The organism is Nevskia sp., from assembly GCF_021732705.1.
Lineage (GTDB): Bacteria > Pseudomonadota > Gammaproteobacteria > Nevskiales > Nevskiaceae > Nevskia.
Window position 1 is genome coordinate 49603 of record NZ_JAKFUM010000010.1, and the last position, 17561, is coordinate 67163.

Annotated in this window: 16 protein-coding genes; 5 read left to right on the forward strand and 11 right to left on the reverse strand. The window is 69.7% G+C overall.

The features are described from left to right. Positions 1-19 precede the first annotated feature (19 nt). The 8 genes from QZ951_RS11605 to pyrE all read right to left on the reverse strand — a co-directional run bounded on the left by QZ951_RS11605 (position 20) and on the right by pyrE (position 10693). On the reverse strand, positions 20-739 hold the full coding sequence (locus QZ951_RS11605; protein WP_293000760.1) for a hypothetical protein: 720 nt from the start codon (positions 737-739) through the stop codon (positions 20-22). Further along, positions 736-2178 (reverse strand): metalloprotease TldD, encoded by a 1443-nt coding sequence (gene tldD, locus QZ951_RS11610; RefSeq protein ID WP_293000761.1) that lies wholly within the window; start codon positions 2176-2178, stop codon positions 736-738. Before tldD ends, QZ951_RS11605 begins: the two co-directional genes overlap by 4 nt. 78 nt (positions 2179-2256) lie before the next feature. Further along, positions 2257-3105, reverse strand: a complete 849-nt coding sequence (locus QZ951_RS11615) for a carbon-nitrogen hydrolase family protein (RefSeq protein ID WP_293000762.1) — start codon at positions 3103-3105, stop codon at positions 2257-2259. Then, entirely contained in the window at positions 3098-6958 is a 3861-nt protein-coding gene (locus QZ951_RS11620; RefSeq protein WP_293000763.1) for a YhdP family protein, read from the reverse strand. The genes QZ951_RS11615 and QZ951_RS11620 overlap by 8 nt, the downstream gene beginning before the upstream one ends. Before the next feature lie 40 nt (positions 6959-6998). Next, entirely contained in the window at positions 6999-8459 is a 1461-nt protein-coding gene (gene rng, locus QZ951_RS11625) for a ribonuclease G (RefSeq protein WP_293000764.1), read from the reverse strand. Next, positions 8456-9058 (reverse strand): nucleoside triphosphate pyrophosphatase, encoded by a 603-nt coding sequence (locus QZ951_RS11630; RefSeq protein WP_293000765.1) that lies wholly within the window; start codon positions 9056-9058, stop codon positions 8456-8458. The genes rng and QZ951_RS11630 overlap by 4 nt, the downstream gene beginning before the upstream one ends. A 278-nt stretch (positions 9059-9336) precedes the next feature. Next, complete coding sequence (locus tag QZ951_RS11635) at positions 9337-10059, reverse strand: hypothetical protein (RefSeq protein WP_293000766.1); 723 nt, start codon at positions 10057-10059, stop codon at positions 9337-9339. Continuing rightward, positions 10046-10693: an orotate phosphoribosyltransferase gene (gene pyrE, locus QZ951_RS11640; RefSeq protein ID WP_293000768.1), complete on the reverse strand. Its 648-nt coding sequence runs from the start codon at positions 10691-10693 to the stop codon at positions 10046-10048. Before pyrE ends, QZ951_RS11635 begins: the two co-directional genes overlap by 14 nt. Positions 10694-10859: 166 nt before the next feature. Between pyrE and QZ951_RS11645 the strand changes: the two genes are divergently transcribed. After that, on the forward strand, positions 10860-11645 hold the full coding sequence (locus tag QZ951_RS11645) for an exodeoxyribonuclease III (RefSeq protein ID WP_293000770.1): 786 nt from the start codon (positions 10860-10862) through the stop codon (positions 11643-11645). On the opposite strand, the gene QZ951_RS11650 is transcribed toward QZ951_RS11645, so the two are convergent. After that, positions 11633-12961 carry an MFS transporter gene (locus QZ951_RS11650; RefSeq protein WP_293000772.1) on the reverse strand — a complete coding sequence of 443 codons (1329 nt, stop codon included), beginning with the start codon at positions 12959-12961 and terminating at the stop codon, positions 11633-11635. The genes QZ951_RS11645 and QZ951_RS11650 overlap by 13 nt on opposite strands. A 49-nt stretch (positions 12962-13010) precedes the next feature. Beyond that, positions 13011-13640, reverse strand: a complete 630-nt coding sequence (locus tag QZ951_RS11655) for an N-acetyltransferase (RefSeq protein WP_293000774.1) — start codon at positions 13638-13640, stop codon at positions 13011-13013. Between the two features lie 118 nt (positions 13641-13758). Between QZ951_RS11655 and QZ951_RS11660 the strand changes: the two genes are divergently transcribed. From QZ951_RS11660 to arsH, 4 genes are read left to right on the forward strand one after another with little or no spacing between them, the layout of a single operon-like run. Beyond that, positions 13759-14127 carry a metalloregulator ArsR/SmtB family transcription factor gene (locus QZ951_RS11660; protein ID WP_293000776.1) on the forward strand — a complete coding sequence of 123 codons (369 nt, stop codon included), beginning with the start codon at positions 13759-13761 and terminating at the stop codon, positions 14125-14127. Continuing rightward, the gene (locus tag QZ951_RS11665; protein WP_293000778.1) at positions 14124-14837 is read left to right on the forward strand and encodes an MIP/aquaporin family protein; all 714 of its coding nucleotides are present in this window, start codon (positions 14124-14126) and stop codon (positions 14835-14837) included. The genes QZ951_RS11660 and QZ951_RS11665 overlap by 4 nt, the downstream gene beginning before the upstream one ends. After that, the gene (gene arsC, locus QZ951_RS11670) at positions 14834-15265 is read left to right on the forward strand and encodes an arsenate reductase (glutaredoxin) (protein WP_293000780.1); all 432 of its coding nucleotides are present in this window, start codon (positions 14834-14836) and stop codon (positions 15263-15265) included. Before QZ951_RS11665 ends, arsC begins: the two co-directional genes overlap by 4 nt. After that, positions 15246-15980, forward strand: a complete 735-nt coding sequence (arsH, locus tag QZ951_RS11675; RefSeq protein ID WP_293000782.1) for an arsenical resistance protein ArsH — start codon at positions 15246-15248, stop codon at positions 15978-15980. The genes arsC and arsH overlap by 20 nt, the downstream gene beginning before the upstream one ends. 99 nt (positions 15981-16079) lie before the next feature. On the opposite strand, the gene QZ951_RS11680 is transcribed toward arsH, so the two are convergent. Continuing rightward, complete coding sequence (locus QZ951_RS11680) at positions 16080-17513, reverse strand: mannose-1-phosphate guanylyltransferase/mannose-6-phosphate isomerase (protein WP_366943885.1); 1434 nt, start codon at positions 17511-17513, stop codon at positions 16080-16082. Between the last annotated feature and the right edge of the window lie 48 nt (positions 17514-17561).

Genomic DNA, 17561 nt, shown 5'->3' on the forward strand with positions numbered 1-17561 from the left:
ACGCGACAAACCGGCGCGATCAGCGGCCGGATGCGCTGCCCGTCGCTGCTGGCGCGGGGGCCGGGGCTGCACCCGCCGTCCGCTCGCGCGCCACGGCCACCTGCGCCGCTTCCAGCAGCGGCAGCATCCGCCGCTCGACGTCCGCCAGTTCCGCGTACTGGTTCGAGCGCAGCCGCAGGTAGCGCGAGCCGTTCGCGAAGTCGGTCTGGATGGTGGCGCTGGCGTAGGTGCGCAGCAGATCGTCGTAGGCGCTCTGCTCGGCGTACAGCGCCGACAGCTTCAATACCGTGTCGATGCCGATGCGCGGCAACACCTGCGCGATCACCGCGGAGTCGTACGCGGCCCGCGAGAAGCGCACGGCGGCGCTGCGATTGCGCGCGTCGTCCGGAAAGCGGAATTCGCCGGATTTCTCGAACACTTCGTACGCCTCGCGAAAGGCGATCGCCATGCGGTCCTGATAATCGAGCGCGGCATTGATCGCGCCGCGGTTGGCGTCGATCTCCTGCGCCAGCGCCGCCAGCACCGACTGCGTCAGCGCCGCCTTTTCGCGATCCTCGCGCCAGTTGTCGAGGGTCAGCGCGAGCAGCACGCTGATCACCACGAGCAGCATCTCGAACAGGCTGCGACCCAGCGCGCGCCGATGGCGGCGGCGAGGCTTCGCCGGCGGCGCGGCGGCGGCAGGCGCCGCAGGATCGCGCGTCTCGGGCGTCGCCGAATCGGCGGCCGGCGTCTCGCTCACGCCGCGGTGCCACCGACGGTCATGCTGTCGATCTTCAAGGTCGGCTGGCCGACGCCGACCGGCACGCTCTGGCCGTCCTTGCCGCAGGTGCCGACGCCGCCGTCGAGCTTCAGGTCATTGCCGACCATCGACACGCGGCCCATCGCTTCCGGGCCGTTGCCGATCAGGGTCGCGCCCTTGACCGGCCGCGTGATCTTGCCGTTCTCGATCAGATAGGCCTCGCTGGCCGAGAAGCTGAAGTTGCCGTTGGTGATGTCGACCTGGCCGCCGGCGAAGTTCACCGCGTACAGGCCCTTTTCGACCGACGCGATGATCTCCGCCGGATCGCTGGCGCCGGGCAGCATGTAGGTGTTGGTCATGCGCGGCATCGGCAGATGCGCGAACGATTCGCGGCGGCCGTTGCCGGTGGCCTTCATTCCCATCAGGCGCGCATTCATCTTGTCCTGGATGTAGCCGCGCAGGATGCCGTTCTCGATCAGCGTCGTGCACTGCGTCGGCGTGCCTTCGTCATCCAGCGTCAGCGAGCCGCGGCGGCCGTAAAGCGTGCCGTCGTCGACGATCGTGCACAGCTCGCTCGCGACCTTCTGGCCGATGCGGTTCGAATACGCCGACGTGCCCTTGCGGTTGAAGTCGCCTTCCAGCCCGTGGCCGACCGCCTCGTGCAGCAGGATGCCGGGCCAGCCGGCACCGAGGACGACCGTCATCGAACCGGCCGGCGCCGGCACCGCTTCGAGCAGCATCAGCGCCTGCCGCACCGCTTCCGCGGCATGACGCTCCGGGGCATCGCCGCCGAAGAAATCCGAATACGCGCCGCGGCCGCCACCGCCGCTCGACGCCTGCTCGCGCCGGCCGTTCGATTCGGCGATCACCGAGACATTCATCCGCACCAGCGGACGGACATCGGCCGCCAGCGTGCCGTCGGTCGCGGCGACCAGGATGATCTCGTGCGTCGCGGCGAGCGACACCATCACCTGCGTGATGCGCGGGTCGATGGCGCGGGCCGCCGCATCGGCGCGCTTCAGCAGTTCCAGCTTCTTCTCGGTGGCCCAGCCGTCCAGCGGGCTCGCCGCCGGATACAGCGCCTTCGGGCTCGCGGTCAGGATCGCGCCGAGCGAGCCGGTCTGGCCCTGACGGACGATCGCGGTCGCGGCACCGGAGGCATCGACCAGCGCCGGCAGGCTCAGCTCGTCCGAATACGCGAAGCCGGTCTTCTCGCCGCCGATGGCGCGCACGCCGACGCCCTGCTCAGTGTGGCTGGAACCGGACTTGACGATGCCGTCTTCGAAGAACCACGACTCGGACACCGAGTTCTGGAAGTACAGGTCGGCGGCGTCGATGCCCGGCTTCATCAGCCCGGACAGCACGCGCTGCAGCACGCCTTCATCGAGTGCCGAGGGTTGCAGCAGGGTTTCGCGGGCCAGCGTCAGCGCAGAGGTCATGGGGTCGGAAAGGAAAACAATCGATCAGGATGGAGGGAGCTTGGCGACAATCGGCGGCGATGCAAGCGCAGGTCCGGCTCAGACGCCGATCCGGCGCTGCGACAGGTTCGGAAAGCTGGCGCGCAGCCGGTGCAGCGCCGGCACGTCGGCATCGGCGATCGCCACGCCTTCGCCGCTGTCGATGCAGGCCAGCACCTCGCCCCACGGACCGATCACGCTCGAATGGCCCCAGGTCTGGCGGCCGCCGGCATGGGTGCCGGTCTCGCCGGGCGCGATGACGTAGACCTGATTCTCGATCGCCCGTGCCCGCAGCAGGATGTCCCAGTGCGCAGCACCGGTCTTCGCGGTGAACGCGGCCGGGATGCAGAACAGCTCGGCTCCTCGCGCGGCGAGCGCGCGAAACAGCTCCGGAAAGCGCAGGTCGTAGCAGACCGACAGTCCGAGCCTGCCGGCCGGCGTGTCGATGACGGTGAAGCTGGCCGGATCGCCGGCGGCGATCGAGTTCGACTCCCGATAGCGCTCGCCCTGGGCATTGGGCACGTCGACATCGAACAGGTGGATCTTGTCGTAGCGCGCGACCTGCCGGCCGTCGGCATCGAACACGAGGCTCGCCGCCCAGACGTGCTTCGGGTCGCCGTCGACCGCGATCGGCACCGTGCCGGCGACGATCCACAGCCGAAGCTTCTTCGCGGTGTCACTGAGAAAGCGCTGGATCGGCCCGTCGCCGAGCGGCTCGGCCACCGCCAGCTTGTCGGTCTCGCGCGCGCCCATCAGCGCGAAGTTTTCCGGCAGCGCGGCCAGCACGGCGCCAGCGGCGGCGGCCTCGGCCAGCAGGCGGCCGGCGGTTGCGAGGTTTTCGGCGACCACGGCGGTCGAATTCATCTGGATCGCGGCCACGCGGGGCAGCGGGTGCACGGGTTCAGCCATGGTTGTCGGCTCCAACGGTTTCCGGGGCAGCGGCGGGATGCTGGTCATCCGCGCCCTTGTTGACGATGGGATCGTCCCAGCTGCCGGTGACACGGTAGCTGAACTTGCCGAGCTGGTTGAACGGCTTGTCGAACAGCTGCTGCGCGACCAGCAGGATGCCGCCGGCAATCGGCCCGCCCAGCAGGGTGGCGCCGACCGTGACGCCGGTCGACAGGTCCGGGTAGACGGTGACTTTCTGATCGTAGTCGCGCGCCGCCAGCCCGATGCGGCCGCGCATCTCGACCTTCAGCGACGGCCCGTCGATCTTCAGGTTGTCGGTCACGGCATTGCCATCGGCCAGCTTGAACCGGCCCTTGAGCTGGTCGAAGCCGAGCCCGTCGGCGACGACATCGCGGAAATCGAACAGCAACCGGCGCGGCAGCGCGTACAGGTTGACGAGGCCGAGCACGCGGCCGGCACCCGGCTCCACCGCCTTCAGCGAACCGTTGTCGACCGCAACCTCGATGTCGCCGGTCGCCTGCGACAGTTCCAGCCCGGCCGGCACCCGCGGCCAGACCAGCGCGCCGGAGAACATCGCGCGCTCGGCGCTGAGGTTCGGCGCGTAGCCGAACACGCGCAGCACGTCGCCGATCGCGTCCGATTCGACCTCGAAGCGCAGGTCGGCGCTCGAGCCGTCGATGCCGGCTTCGCGGCTGCGCAGCCAGAAGCCGCTGGCCTTCGCGGTCAGATGGCCGCCATCGAGCCGCAGCGTGTCGATGCGCTGGCCGTCGGTGACGCGCGACGTCACCGCCGCGAGCTGGCCAAGCGCGACATCGCCGACCGTGAGCTGCGCGACCTGCAGGTCGAGCGTCGGCACCCGCTGCGGTCGCAGCGGCGCGTCCGCCGGGGTTTCGGGCGCGGCACCCGGCGCCGGCGGTGGCAGCGGCGTCAGCGCCGCGAGCGCCAGCGCCTCGAGCCGCGCGGTGACGCGGCCACTGTCGGCCGGCTGCCAGTCGACCGTGCCGCTGGCCGCCCCCGTCGCCCGCACGGTGATGCCGTCGCCATTCGGCAGCGCGACGAGATGCGTCGGCCCCAGGGTCCAGCGACGCAGGCCGACCTGTGCGGCGTGGACATCGGCACTGGCGAAGCGCAGCGCCGGGTTGCCGAGGCTGCCGGTACCGCCGAGGAAACCGATCCACGCGCCGAGATCGAGAAACGCCGGCGCGCCGATCAGCACCACGCCGTCGCCGTTGGCCTGCGGCATGTCGCCCGGCCCCAGCCGCACTTCGACGCCGCGCGTCTGTGCCGCGCCACCATCGGCGGGCGGCAGCATCCGCAGGCCCACCTTCAGTTCATCGCCGGCCGTGATCCGCAACCGGGTCGCGTTCGCGGCCGGATCGCCGGCCAGTTCGATCGCGACCGGCAGTGCGGCGTCGGCGGCCTTGGTCAGCGGTCGCGGCAGGGTCGAGGTCACGCCGCGCAGCGCGCTGGCGAGACTGAGACGGCCGTTGTCCGGCCCGCCGAGCGGCAGCCGCAAGGTCATCGCGGTGCTGCCGCTGAGTCCGCCGCGCAGCCACGCGGGGATGAACGCGGCCGACAGCCCGTCGTCGCGGCCGGGCTCGACCGTCAGCCGGCCGCTCAGGATCGGGTCCGGCGCGCCGGGCTCCGGCGCGATGCGGGCTTCGATCGGGGTGTCGAACAGGGTCGCCGTGAGCTTGTCGGCGCTGATCGACTTGCCGAACTGCAGCCGGCCGGTGACCGCGCGCAGCGGTTCGGCAAGGCCGCGGACGGTCATGGTCGCGCCCGCGACATCGACCGTGCCGCTGGCCTCGACCGGCGGCTGCGGGATGTGCAGCGGCACGCGCAGGCTCAGCTCGGCGCTGGCCGGGCCGCTGGCCTCGGTGCGCGCCAGCAGGCCCGACAGCCGCGTGCGCAGCGGCGAGTCGCGGAACAGCCGGTAGAAGTCCGCGGCATCGCCGGCAATGCGGCCGTCGAGCTTCAGATCGGCCTCGAAGAAGTTGGCGATGTCGGCGCGCAGCCGCTCGATGCGGGCGCCGCTGACGGTGCCGTCGCTGGCCGCGATGTCGAGCCCGCCATCGTGGAAATCGAGCTGGGCCGTGAGGTTCTCGGCCACCGGCCAGTCGCGCGCGAATTCCAGTGCTGCCCCGGTCACGTTCAGGCGCAGCTGCCACGGGATCGTCGGGTGGTTGTCGGCATCGCGCGGCGTCATCGGCGCATGGATCGTCAGTTCGCCGGAGGTCACCCGCGCCTCCTTCAGCGCCCGCGTCAGCCAGGCGCGGGTGTTGACGCCCCAGGTCTTTGGCATGTACGGCTTGAGCGCGGCGGCGTCCTGCGAGCGCAGGTCCAGCCGCAGGTCGAGATCGGGCACCTGCCCGTCATGCAGGGTCACGCCGAGTTCGCCGCCGACTTCGCTGCCGCCGAGCCGCATGTCGAGCGCCGGCGAATCGATGCGCCAGCCGTCATCGCGCCGGGCCCAGCGCACGCTGCCGCGCAGCGAGCTGATCGGCACCGGCACCTCGAACACCTTCGGCAGCCGCAGTTCGAGCGCGGCATCGGCCAGATCGATCGACCCACCGTCGCGGGTGGCTTCGACCGTGCCGGTCAGCCCGGCGAAGCCCGGCTCCTCGTCGCTGCCGCTGACGCCGACGCCGACCAGCGACGCGCGCACCGCAACCGGCTGCGGACCTTCATCGGCGATGCGCGGCGCAATCGTCAGCAGCAGGTTTTCGAGATCGCCCTGCACGTCGCGCAGCCGCGCCAGCGGCTTCGGCAGGTCGCGCCAAGTGCTGAGCCACGGCGCCAGATCGTCGAGCCGCAGGCGATGCGCGGTGAGCTGCCGCGCGCCGCCCGGCATCTGCTGCAGCGCAAGCTCGCCGGAGGTCCACGGGCCGCGCGTGCCGGTCCACGCGGCATTCGGCACGCGCAGGGTCCAGCCACCGTCGTCATTCGGCTGGAACTGGGCATCGGCGACGATGTCGGCGAGCGCCGCCACCGGCGTCTGCGCCCGCGCCGCCGCCACGCGACCGACGCGCAACTGCATCGCGACGCTCGTCGAACGACCCTCGACCACGGTGCCATCGAGCACCAGCCGGCCCTCGTCGATGCTGAGCGCGGTGCCCGGCTTCAGGCTCTGCGCCAGCCACGGCCAGCCCTCGATGCGGGTGAACTCGGCGCGCCAGCGGCCGGCCAAGCGCTCCGGCTGCGCCAGGTCGCCGGTGACGGTGGCGCTGACATCGACCCGCCGCGCCAGCGCCGCCGGCGGCCGCAGCACGGCTTCGGCAACGTAGCGATCGCCGTCGTGACGCAGGCTGCCGGTCTCCAGCACGAATTCGAGCGGCGTCTTGTCGGCGAGACGGGCATCGGTCAGCGTCAGGCGGCAGTCGCGCAGGCGGATGCGCTCCAGACGCGCGAGATCGGCCGTCAGCGATGGATGGCCGCCCGGCTTCAGCTCGAAGCCTCGCAGATGCAGCGTGCCGTCGGCATCGGCGCTGGCGAACAGCTGCACGCCGAGCGCGTCGATGGCACTGGGCACGCGCGGCCCGAACGCGAGCCGCCAGATCGAGAAACCGAGCCGCAGCCGTTCGGCTTCGAGCAGCGGCACGCCGGCGGCATCGAGCAGCGCGATGCCGCGCAGTTCGAGCGTCGGGCGGATGCCGCGCCAGGTCAGCGCCATCGAGCCGACCCGTGTGGGATGGCCGACGGCCTTCGCGACCTGCCGCTCGAGCTCGATCCGGTACGACGGCACCGAATCGACCAGCAGCCGGAAGCCGACGCTCAGCGTTGCCGCGAACACCGTGAACACCGCCAGCACCGTGACCAGTCGGGTCCACCAGCGCTTGCGGTTCCGCTTCATCGTTCGCCGAAGGTATGCGACAGCAGGCAGGACGCTGCCGTCACACCGGCACCACGTCGAACGTCTCCTGCGAGTAATGGGTCTCCGCCTGCAGCTTGATCGGCCGCTTGAGCTGCGCTTCCAGCTCGGCCAGACCGCCGCTCTGCTCTTCCTGCAGGCGCTCGATCACTTTCGGATGCGCCAGCACGAGGAAGGCCTTCGGGTCGTACATGCGCGCGGCGCGCTGCACTTCGCGCGCGATCTCGTGGCAGATGGTCTCGACGGTCTTGACCACGCCGCGGCCATCGCAGGCCGAGCACGGCTCGCACAGGATGTGGCCGAGGCTTTCGCGCGTGCGCTTGCGCGTCATCTCGACCAGACCGAGTGGCGAGAACGGATAGACGTGGGTGCGGGCGGAATCGCGCGCCACGTCCTTCTCCAGCGTGCGCAGCACCTGCGCGCGATGCTCTTCGGACTTCATGTCGATGAAGTCGATGATGATGATGCCGCCGAGGTTGCGAAGCCTCAGCTGGCGCGCGATCGACGCCGCCGCCTCGAGATTGGTCTTGAGGATGGTCTCCTCAAGGTTGCGGTGGCCGGTGAAGGCGCCGGTGTTGACGTCGATCGTGGTCATCGCTTCGGTCTGGTCGATGATCAGATGACCACCGGACTTCAGATCGACCTTGCGATCGAGCGCGCGGTTCAGTTCGTCCTCGACGCCGTACATGTCGAAGATCGGGGCATGGCCCTGATACGGCTCGATCTTCGACGCCGCCGCCGGCACGAAGACCTTGGCGAACTGCTGCACGCGTCGCGCTTCCTCGGCGTTGTCGATGCGGATGCGCTCGACCGTGGTGCCGAGCAGGTCGCGCAGGATGCGCATCGACAGCGGCAGGTCGCCATGCACCAGATGACCGGGCTTGGCGAACTGCGTCTGCTGGTTGACGCTGCCCCACAGCCGGGTCAGGAAATTCAGGTCCTGGCGCAGCCCGTGCTCGTCCGCGCCTTCGGCCGCGGTGCGCGCGATGACGCCCCAGTTCGGCGACAGCTCGGGCACGATCACTTCGAGAATCGCCTTCAGCCGCGCGCGCTCGCCTTCGTCCTCGATGCGGGCCGACACGCCGACATGCTTCTCGAACGGCATCAGCACGAGGAAGCGCGACGGGATCGACAGCAGGGTGGTCAGCCGCGCGCCCTTGGAACCCATCGGGTCCTTCAGGATCTGCACCAGCACTTCCTGCCCTTCGTGCAGCAGCTTTTCGACCGGCGGCAGCGGCACGCCGGCATTGCCTTCGCTGGCGATCATGTCGGCGACGTGCAGGAACGCCGTGCGATCGAGCCCGAGATCGACGAACGCCGCCTGCATGCCCGGCAGCACGCGCACCACCGTGCCCTTGTAGATGTTGCCGACCAGCCCGTGACGCGCCGCGCGCTGCACGTAGATTTCCTGCGTGGCACCGCCTTCGACGAGCGCGACGCGGGTTTCCTGCGTCCCGATGTTGACGAGGATTTCGGTGCTCATGCGGTCACGCGGCCATGGTCGATCGGCGTGCCGTGGATGCCGAATCGCGCCAGCAATTGCGCCGTCTCGTACAACGGCAGGCCGACGATGTTGGTGTAGCTGCCGTCGATGCGCCGCACCCAGCGCGCCGGATAGCCTTGGATGCCGTACGCGCCGGCCTTGTCGAGCGGATGGCCGGTGGCGGCATAGGCCTCGGCATCGGCCCGGTCGATGACGCCGAACTCGACCTGCGTCGTCACCACCACCGTGTCCAGACGCGCACCGTCGATCACGGCCACGGCGCTGACCACGTCGTGCGCGCGGTTCGACAGCCGCATCAGCATCGCCACGGCATCGTCGGCATCGCGCGGCTTGCCGAGGATGCCGCCATCGATCGCGACGTCGGTGTCGGCGCCGAGCACCGGCAGCGGCCGCTCGGCATGGGCGGCGCCGGCGCGGGCCTTGGCGATCGCCGTTTCCTGCGCGTAATCGGCCGGCGACTGGCCGGGGCGGGGTTGTTCGACGACGTCACCGTCGACCAGCGCGTACCGCAGGCCGAGCGCCGACAGGAACTCGGCGCGGCGCGGGGATCGCGAGGCTAGATAAAGCTGGAACGACATGGCCGGAAGGGAAAACCATCAATTGGGCCCTATTGTCGGCGATTCGTCGTCGGGCTGGAAACCCGCCCTTCGACCGGGTGCCGGCCGCGACCGGCCGCCGCCGCGAGTGGCAGCCCGACGATCAAGCGTGGCGAGGCCGTCAGGCAGCATCAAGGCGGAAGCGGGAGGCAGCGGGGCGGCGATGGGGCCGCGGTCGCGCGCCGTGTCGGTCACCCGTAACACGATGCCGATGGGTCGTCGCCGTCGGGGGCGTATCAGTGCCGGCGATTGCGCTGGCGTCAGGGCGCCGGGGACGGTGCCGGCGCAGCCGGTGGTGTCGACGCCGCTGCTGCGGGCGCCGGCGCGCGCAGTTCGCGGTAGCGGTTGATGTCGCGCGCGAAATCGCTCTGGATGCGCTCGCGCTCGTGGCGGAGCCGGGTCACCGCCTCGGCCTGGCTGGCGCGGCTGGCGGTGAAGGTCGCGATCTTGTCGGCGAGCTTCGGATCGATCTCGTCGGCCGCGGGTTTCGTGGCGGCCGGCGCTGCCGGCGCTGCCGTCGCGGCCCGCTGGCGCAGTTCGTTCAGGGTCGCGCTGGCATCGGCCAGCGATTTCTCGGCGATGCGCAGGCGGGCGTCGATGGCGGCGATGCGCTCGTCGCGCGCGCGGCCGATCTCGTCGACGCTCTGGTAGGCCTGCAGCAGGTAGCGGTCGTAGGCCTCCGCCTGCTCGCGCGCGTGCTGGGCTTTCAACTGCGCTTCGATCTCGGCGGCGGATTTCTGCGCCGGCAGCACCTTCTTCACCACGCCGCGCTGGTCGATGATCGCGCGCTGGCGGCGCGCTTCGCCGGGCGGCACGGCATCGCCACAGGCGCGCTGACCGGGATCATCGGTCCAGCATTGCAGCTTCTTGGCGTTGCCCGTCGCCGCCTGCGCGAGCACCGGCGACGGTGCGGCGGCCAGGCTCAGCGCCAGCAGCGCCAGGGCGCGGCCGAACGCTAGGCGGCAGCGTCTATGCCACGCCATAACGCTGCTGGTAGTCGGCGATCGCCGACACCACGTCCGCCAGTCCGCCCTTGTCATGCAGGTAGCGGAGCAAGTCCTGGACCGTGACCAGCGAGATCACCGGAAGCCCTGTCTTTTCAACAAGTTCAGCGACCGCCGAGCGGCCGTTGGCGCCAACTTCCTGACGATCGAGCGCGGTGATCGCGAGCACCGGCACGGCACCGGACGCGACCAGCAGCTGGTGCGATTCGCGCAGCGCGGTGCCGGCGGTCAGCACGTCGTCGACCACCACGACCCGCTGCCCGGCGACCGGGGCTCCAACCAGCACGCCACCCTCTCCATGATCCTTCGCTTCCTTGCGGTTGTAGGCAAACGGTACATCACGCCCGGTCAGTTCGGCATGGGCGATGCTGACGGCTGCCGCCAGCGGAATGCCCTTGTAGGCCGGACCGAACAGCAGGTCGAATTCGATGCCGTGGGCCATCAGCGCTTCGGCGTAGGCGCGGCCGAGCGCGCGCAGCGAGGCACCGGACGAAATCTTGCCGAGATTGAAGAAATACGGGCTGATCCGGCCGGATTTCAGCGTGAAGCTGCCGAACTTCAGCACTTCGGCCTTCAGGGCGAGATCGAGAAACGTGGTCTGGTACGGCTGCATGCGCGGGAGATTCGAGGTCGGGCGGAAGATCAGGACATCGCGAAGTTTCGCATATGGGGCCTGAAAGCCACCTGAACGGGAACGGACGGGCGGACGTCGCCACGCGGTAGCATTTGCGCCTTCCGCCGCCGGCGCCGTGCCGGGGCCCGCCTCCGGATTCCGCTCGATGCGCGTCATCTCCGCCAACACCAACGGCCTTCGTTCCGCGGCCAAGAAAGGCTTTTTCGACTGGCTGGCCACCGCCGATGCCGACTATGTCTGCATTCAGGAAACCAAGGCGCAGCCGGAAGACCTGACCGACGCGCTGTTCGCGCCGGCCGGCTATTCCGCGCACTTCCGCAGCGCGGTGAAAAAGGGCTACGCCGGGGTCGCGGTCTACGCCAGGCACGCGCCCGACGCCGTGCTCGACACGCTGGGCGCCGCCGAATTCGATGACGAGGGTCGCTACCTCGAACTGCGGCGCGGCAATCTGTCGGTGGTGTCGCTGTATCTGCCGAGCGGCTCGTCCGGCCCGGAGCGGCAGGCATCGAAGGATCGCTTTCTCGCGTTCTTCCTGCCGCGCTTGCGCGAATGGAAGGCGTCCGGCCGCGACTATGTGATCTGCGGCGACTGGAACATCGCCCATCGCAACATCGACATCAAGAACTGGCGCTCGAACCAGAAGAACTCCGGCTTCCTGCCGCACGAGCGGGCCTGGCTCGACACCGTGTTCGGCGCCGAACCCGCCGGCCTCGGCTGGGTCGACGGCTTCCGCAGCCTGCATCCGACGATGGAAGGCGAGGCTTACAGCTGGTGGTCCAACCGCGGCAACGCCTACGCCAACAACGTCGGCTGGCGCATCGACTACCAGATCGTCACGCCGTCACTGGCGGCGAAGATCACCGCCGCCGAGGTCTACAAGGGCCAGAAGTTCTCCGACCATGCACCGGTGGTGATCGACTACGCCGACTGACCGTCGGCCTGATCGGCCTCGCGCGCCGGAATCGAGCCATCGATCAGCCCGGCCCGCCACATCCACGCGAACAGCAGCACGCCGGGCAGCGCCACGATCGTCGTCAGCACATAGAACTGCACGTAGCCGAGGGCCTCGATCAGGGCCCCGGCGGTGGAGCCGGTCAGCACCCGGCCGACCACCGAGGTTGCCGCCGACAGCAGCGCGAACTGCGTGGCCGTGAAGTTCAGCGAACACAGCGCCGACAGGTAGGCGACGATCACCACGCCGCCGATGCCGCTCGCGGTGTTCTCGAAGCCGATGGTGAACGCCAGCAGTTGCGGGCTGTGGCCGACCGAGGCCAGCAGCGCGAAGCTCAGGTTCGACACCGCCATCAGCACCAGCGCGATCAGCACCGAGCGCTTCATGCCGAGCCGCGCGTAGATGACGCCGCCGATGAAGATGCCGACCAGAAACGCGATGAAGCCGACGCCGACGTCGTAGGTCGCGATCTCGTCATTGCTGAACTTCAGATCGTTCAGCAGCAGGCGCAGGGTCAGGTTGGCCAGCGTGTCGCCGATCTTGTGCAGCAGCACGAACAGCAGCACTAGCCACGCCCCGCGGCGCCGGAAGAAATCGACCAGCGGGCCGATCACGGCATCGCTGAACTGCGAAATCCCCTTGCCGACGAGGGCCTGCCGCCGCCGCACCGGCTCGCCGAGAAACAGCGTCACCGACAGCGCCGGCAGCACCAGCAGTGCGCACAGTCCGTAACCCAATCCCCAGCCGGCGCGATCCGCGACCAGCAGTGCCAGGGTCGCGGCGACCACCGAGCCGATGCGCCAGCCGTACTGCGACATGCCGGAGCCGACGCCGAGCTGCGACGGCGCAAGCAACTCGATGCGGTAGGCGTCGATGACGATGTCGAACGTCGCACCCGCCACGCCGACGAGGATCGCCGCCAGCGCCATTCGCGGCAGGCCGTCTTCCGGCGTCACCAGACCCAGATGAATCACGCTGAGCGCGACCAGCGCACCGGCGAGCCACAGCCACGACACGCGTTGGCCGAGGTGCCCGAGCAGCGGCAGCCGCGCCCGATCGATCAGCGGCGCCCAGAGGAACTTCAGGTTGTAGACGAGGAAGGCCAGCGAGAACGCGGTGACCGTGCGCTTGTTGATGCCGTCCTGCGCCAGCCGCGTGGTCAGCGTCGCGCCGATCATCGCGTACGGAAAGCCGGACGAGATGCCGAGCAGCAGCGCCGCCAGCGGGGCCGATTCGGTGTACGGCTGCAGGGACAGCGGCAGGCGCGCGCGCCAGCCGGGATTCAGGGTCGTCATTCGGTGCGGGAAACGAAGAGGTCGAGGTGCTGCGGCCGGTCGCGAGCGTTCAGACGGCAACCGGCGGCGCGATCATCACATCGTTCATCAATTGTGCGAAGCGCAGCGCCGTGCCGTTCTCCACCGGCACGTCGCGCCCGCGGGCATAGACCGGCATCTCGAGGGTCGCGACGTTCGATTCCGAGCCGACCACGCGCCCACCGAGCGCCTTCAGGTAGCGCAGGAACTTCTGGTTGTCGAGCAGCACGTCGTAGACGAACGTGCGGTAGCCGTGACGCGACGCGGTCAGGTGCAGGCAGGCATGCAGCAGGGTGCCGGCGCGGATGTTCTGGTAGCGATCGACGATGGTCAGCGCCACTTCGGCAACGCCCGGGCGCTCCATCAGGCCGATGTAGCGGGCCACGCCGATGCCGACCGGCTCCTTCTCGCGCAGGTCGAGCGCGCCCCAGGCCTCGTGCTTCACGTGATCCAGCTGCGTGAAGAACGCCAGTTGCTTCGCCGACAGCTCCGCCGCCTGCGAAAAGAAACGCAGATGGCGCGATTCGGCCGACAAGGTCGAGTAGCCGCGGACGAAGTACGGCACATCGCTGGCCCGCACCGGCCGGATCAGCGCCCGCGTCTCGTGTCCGAGCACGAAATGGAATGCCTGCGGGGGCAGCGGCAACAGCGGATCGGGCATGGCGACACTGTAGCGGCTTGCGCGGCGCGGCCGGCCGGGCGCTGCGTGTCGCTCGCAGGCGAGCAAGACGTCCGCTCGTGGCTTGCGCCGATTTCGATATTTCCATTATTGTCGAACTATGGAAATCAAAACCGCTGTCGGCGCGCTCGCTGCGCTGGCCCAGGACACGCGGCTCGCGGCGTATCGGGCGCTGGTGCAGGCCGGGCCGGGCGGACTCGCGGCCGGCCGCATTGCCGACCTGCTCGCGGTCCCGCCGGCGACACTGTCGTTCCATCTGAAGGAACTCGATCGTGCCGGCCTGATCACGGCGCGGCAGGACGGACGCTACGTGCTGTATTCGGCCAACTTCGACCAGATGAATGCCCTGCTCGGGTTCCTGACCGAAAACTGCTGCCGCGGCCCCGACGCTGCCGCGCACCCGGACTGCCCGGGCACGGCCGCGCTGCCGACGGCCTGTTGCCCGCCGCCGGTCGAGGCCCAAGCATGAGCGCACGCCCTGCCCTGCCGCGCGCAATCGCGGCCGAAGCGCTCGGCAGCGCGCTGCTGCTGGCCGTCGTCGTCGGCTCCGGCGTCATGGGCGAGCAACTCGCCGCCGGGAACACGGCGGTGGCGCTGCTGGCGAACGCAATCGCCACCGGCTGCGGCCTCGTCGTGCTGATCGTGATCTTCGCGCCGCTGTCCGGCGCCCACTTCAATCCGGCGGTGACTGCCGTGTTCTGTGTGCGCGGCGAGCTGCCGTGGTCGCAACTGGCGGCCTACCTGCCGGCGCAACTGTCGGGCGCGGCGCTCGGCGTGGTCGCGGCGCACGGCATGTTCGGGCTGCCGCTGATCGAGGCCAGCCAGCACGCCCGCACCGGGGGCGCGCAGTGGCTCGGCGAATTCATCGCGACATTCGGACTGATCGTGACGATTCTCGGCTCGCTGGCGACGCGCCCGGCCTGGACGCCGCTGCTGGTCGCGGCCTACATCACCGCCGCGTACTGGTTCACCTCGTCCACCAGCTTCGCGAACCCGACGGTGACCATCGCCCGCTCGCTGACCGACACCTTCGCCGGCATCGCGCCTGCCGACGTCACCGGCTTCATCGCCGCGCAACTGCTCGGTGCCGCCGCCGGCGCCGTGGCGGGCCGCTGGCTGTGGCCGGCGGACGGCGCGGCCTGGCGCCTTCCCTGCACTCTCAAAGGATCAAGCCCATGAGCATCACGATCTATCACAACCCGGCCTGCGGCACGTCGCGCAACACGCTGGCGATGATCCGCAACGCCGGCGTCGAACCCACCGTCATCGAATACCTGAAAACCCCGCCGGACCGCGCCACGCTGGTCGACCTGATCGCACGCACCGGCCAGCCGGTCCGCGCGCTGATCCGCGACAAGGGCACGCCGTTCGACGATCTCGGCCTCGGCAATCCGGCGCTGACCGACGATCAGCTGATCGACGCGATGCTCGCCCACCCGATCCTGATCAACCGGCCGCTGGTGGTCACGCCGCTCGGCGTCGCGCTGTGCCGGCCATCGGAGAAGGTGCTGGACCTGCTGACGGAAGCGCAGCGCGGCGCCTTCACCAAGGAAGACGGCGAGGCGGTGATTGACGCGGAGGGCCGGCGTGTCAAGCCTTCAACCTGAACTGAACGACGGCCTGCCGAATCTCGACCTCGCCGAGTTCCGCCGCCCGACCCTGGAAGCGCTGACGCCGGCGACGCGCGCCACGCACCCGCCGCGCATCCTGCTGCTGTACGGCTCGCTGCGCACGCGCTCGTTCAGCCGGCTGCTGACGTTCGAGGCCGCGCGCCTGCTGCAGGCGATGGGCTGCGAAACCCGGATCTTCGACCCGACCGGCCTGCCGCTGCCGGACGGCGCGCCGGACACCCACCCGAAAGTGCAGGAACTGCGCGAACTCGCCGCGTGGTCGGAAGGCATGGTCTGGACCTCGCCGGAACGCCACGGCGCGATGACCGGCATCCTGAAGGCGCAGATCGACTGGCTGCCGCTGAATCTCGGTGCGGTGCGCCCGACGCAGGGCAAGACGCTGGCGGTGATGGAAGTCAGCGGCGGCTCGCAATCGTTCAACGCCGTGAACCAGATGCGCATCCTCGGCCGCTGGATGCGGATGATCACGATCCCGAACCAGTCCTCGGTCGCCAAGGCCTTCCTCGAATTCGACGCGCACGACCGCATGAAGCCGTCGAGCTACTACGAGCGCGTGGTCGACGTGATGGAAGAACTGGTCAAGTTCACCTTGCTGACCCGCGACGTCGCGCCGCATCTCGTCGATCGCTACAGCGAGCGCCGCGAGTCGGCGGCGGAACTGGCGAAGCGGGTGAATCAGCGGTCGATCTGACGCGATCGGCCAGCGCCTGCCCGGGTCCGGGCGGCGCAGCGAGCACGGCGCCCTTCGCCGCGCGCGTGCCTCGCGCGGCGAAGGGCCGGAACCGGCGCCTTACGGCATCCCGGCCGGCGTGCGCCCGTAGACATCCTCGAAGCGGACGATGTCGTCCTCGCCGAGGTAGCTGCCGGACTGCACTTCGATCAGCTCCAGCGGCACCTTGCCCGGGTTTTCGAGGCGGTGGCTGTGGCCGAGCGGGATGTAGGTCGACTGGTCTTCGCCCAGCAGGAAAACCTTCTCGCCATTGGTGACGCGGGCGGTGCCGGTGACGACGACCCAGTGCTCGGCGCGGTGATGGTGCATCTGCAGGCTGAGCTTCTCCCCCGGCTTCACCATGATCCGCTTGACCTGATAGCGGTCGGCCAGCGAGATCGTCTCGTACCAGCCCCACGGCCGGTAGACGCGCGGGTGGCTCGCCGCTTCGCTGCGGCCGGCGGCTTTCAGGCGGGCGACGACCTTCTTCACGTCCTGCACGCGATCGCGGGTCGACACCAGCACGGCATCGCCGGTCTCGACCACGACCAGATCCTTCACGCCGATCAGGCTGACCAGCCGGGACGTCGCCTGCACCAGCGAGCGGTCGCTGTCCTCGATCAGCACGTCGCCACGCGCGACATTGCCGCGGGCATCGGCCGGCAGGGTCGCGAGGAAGGTCCACGAGCCGACGTCGTCCCAGCCGGCGTCGAGCGGCACCAGTGCCGCCTTCTCGGTCGTTTCCATCACCGCGTAGTCGATCGATTCGTTGCGCGCGCTGCGGAACGCGGTGGCGTCCAGCCGCACGAAGTCGACATCGCGCTTGGCATCGGTCAGTGCGGCGCGGCAGGCGGCGTCCATCGCCGGCTCCAGCCGCGCCAGTTCGGCGAGGAAGACATCGGCCCGGAACAGGAACATGCCGCCATTCCAGAAGTAGCCGCCCTCCTCGAGGAAGGCCTGCGCCTTGGCCAGCACCGGCTTCTCGACGAACGCGGCGATGGTGCTGGCACCGTCAACCGCGGTGGCACCGCCGGCCTTGATGTAGCCGAAACCGGTTTCCGGATGCGTCGGCTTGATGCCGAAGCTGACGATGTGGCCGGCCTGCGCGGCCTTCACGGCCACCTCGGCGGCGGCGGTGAACGCGGCGGTATCGGGAATGATGTGGTCGGCCGCCATCACGAACAGGATGGTGTCCGGGCCATAGGTCTCGTGGGCCCAGTGCGCGGCGCAGGCCGCGGCCGGCGCCGTGTTGCGGCCTTCCGGCTCCAGCAGGATGGTCGAGCCGGCAATGCCCGCGGCGCGCAACTGCTCTGCGACGATGAAACGGTGGTGCTCGCCGCAGATCGCCAGCGGTGCCGCGGCCTGCGGCAGCTGCCGGGCGCGCAGCGCGGTGTTCTGCAGCAGGGTGCGATCGTCGGTCAGCGCGAGGAATTGCTTCGGGTACTGCTCTCGGGACAAGGGCCAAAGGCGAGTGCCGGAACCTCCGGCAAGCAGAACGGGCAGCAGGGTCATCATCAGGTCTCGGGGGGATCGGGTACTGTCGGCTGCAAAGCCTAGCCGATG

What these genes read in the sequence shown, in the direction of transcription:
- QZ951_RS11665 (WP_293000778.1), top strand. Translation starts at nt 14,124, where the DNA reads ATGAGCGCACGCCCTGCCCTGCCGCGCGCAATCGCGGCCGAAGCGCTC.
- QZ951_RS11655 (WP_293000774.1), bottom strand. Translation starts at nt 13,640, where the DNA reads ATGCCCGATCCGCTGTTGCCGCTGCCCCCGCAGGCATTCCATTTCGTG.
- QZ951_RS11615 (WP_293000762.1), bottom strand. Translation starts at nt 3,105, where the DNA reads ATGGCTGAACCCGTGCACCCGCTGCCCCGCGTGGCCGCGATCCAGATG.
- QZ951_RS11650 (WP_293000772.1), bottom strand. Translation starts at nt 12,961, where the DNA reads ATGACGACCCTGAATCCCGGCTGGCGCGCGCGCCTGCCGCTGTCCCTG.
- QZ951_RS11620 (WP_293000763.1), bottom strand. Translation starts at nt 6,958, where the DNA reads ATGAAGCGGAACCGCAAGCGCTGGTGGACCCGACTGGTCACGGTGCTG.
- QZ951_RS11635 (WP_293000766.1), bottom strand. Translation starts at nt 10,059, where the DNA reads ATGGCGTGGCATAGACGCTGCCGCCTAGCGTTCGGCCGCGCCCTGGCG.
- tldD (WP_293000761.1), bottom strand. Translation starts at nt 2,178, where the DNA reads ATGACCTCTGCGCTGACGCTGGCCCGCGAAACCCTGCTGCAACCCTCG.
- QZ951_RS11660 (WP_293000776.1), top strand. Translation starts at nt 13,759, where the DNA reads ATGGAAATCAAAACCGCTGTCGGCGCGCTCGCTGCGCTGGCCCAGGAC.
- QZ951_RS11630 (WP_293000765.1), bottom strand. Translation starts at nt 9,058, where the DNA reads ATGTCGTTCCAGCTTTATCTAGCCTCGCGATCCCCGCGCCGCGCCGAG.
- pyrE (WP_293000768.1), bottom strand. Translation starts at nt 10,693, where the DNA reads ATGCAGCCGTACCAGACCACGTTTCTCGATCTCGCCCTGAAGGCCGAA.
- rng (WP_293000764.1), bottom strand. Translation starts at nt 8,459, where the DNA reads ATGAGCACCGAAATCCTCGTCAACATCGGGACGCAGGAAACCCGCGTC.
- QZ951_RS11645 (WP_293000770.1), top strand. Translation starts at nt 10,860, where the DNA reads ATGCGCGTCATCTCCGCCAACACCAACGGCCTTCGTTCCGCGGCCAAG.
- QZ951_RS11680 (WP_366943885.1), bottom strand. Translation starts at nt 17,513, where the DNA reads ATGATGACCCTGCTGCCCGTTCTGCTTGCCGGAGGTTCCGGCACTCGC.
- arsC (WP_293000780.1), top strand. Translation starts at nt 14,834, where the DNA reads ATGAGCATCACGATCTATCACAACCCGGCCTGCGGCACGTCGCGCAAC.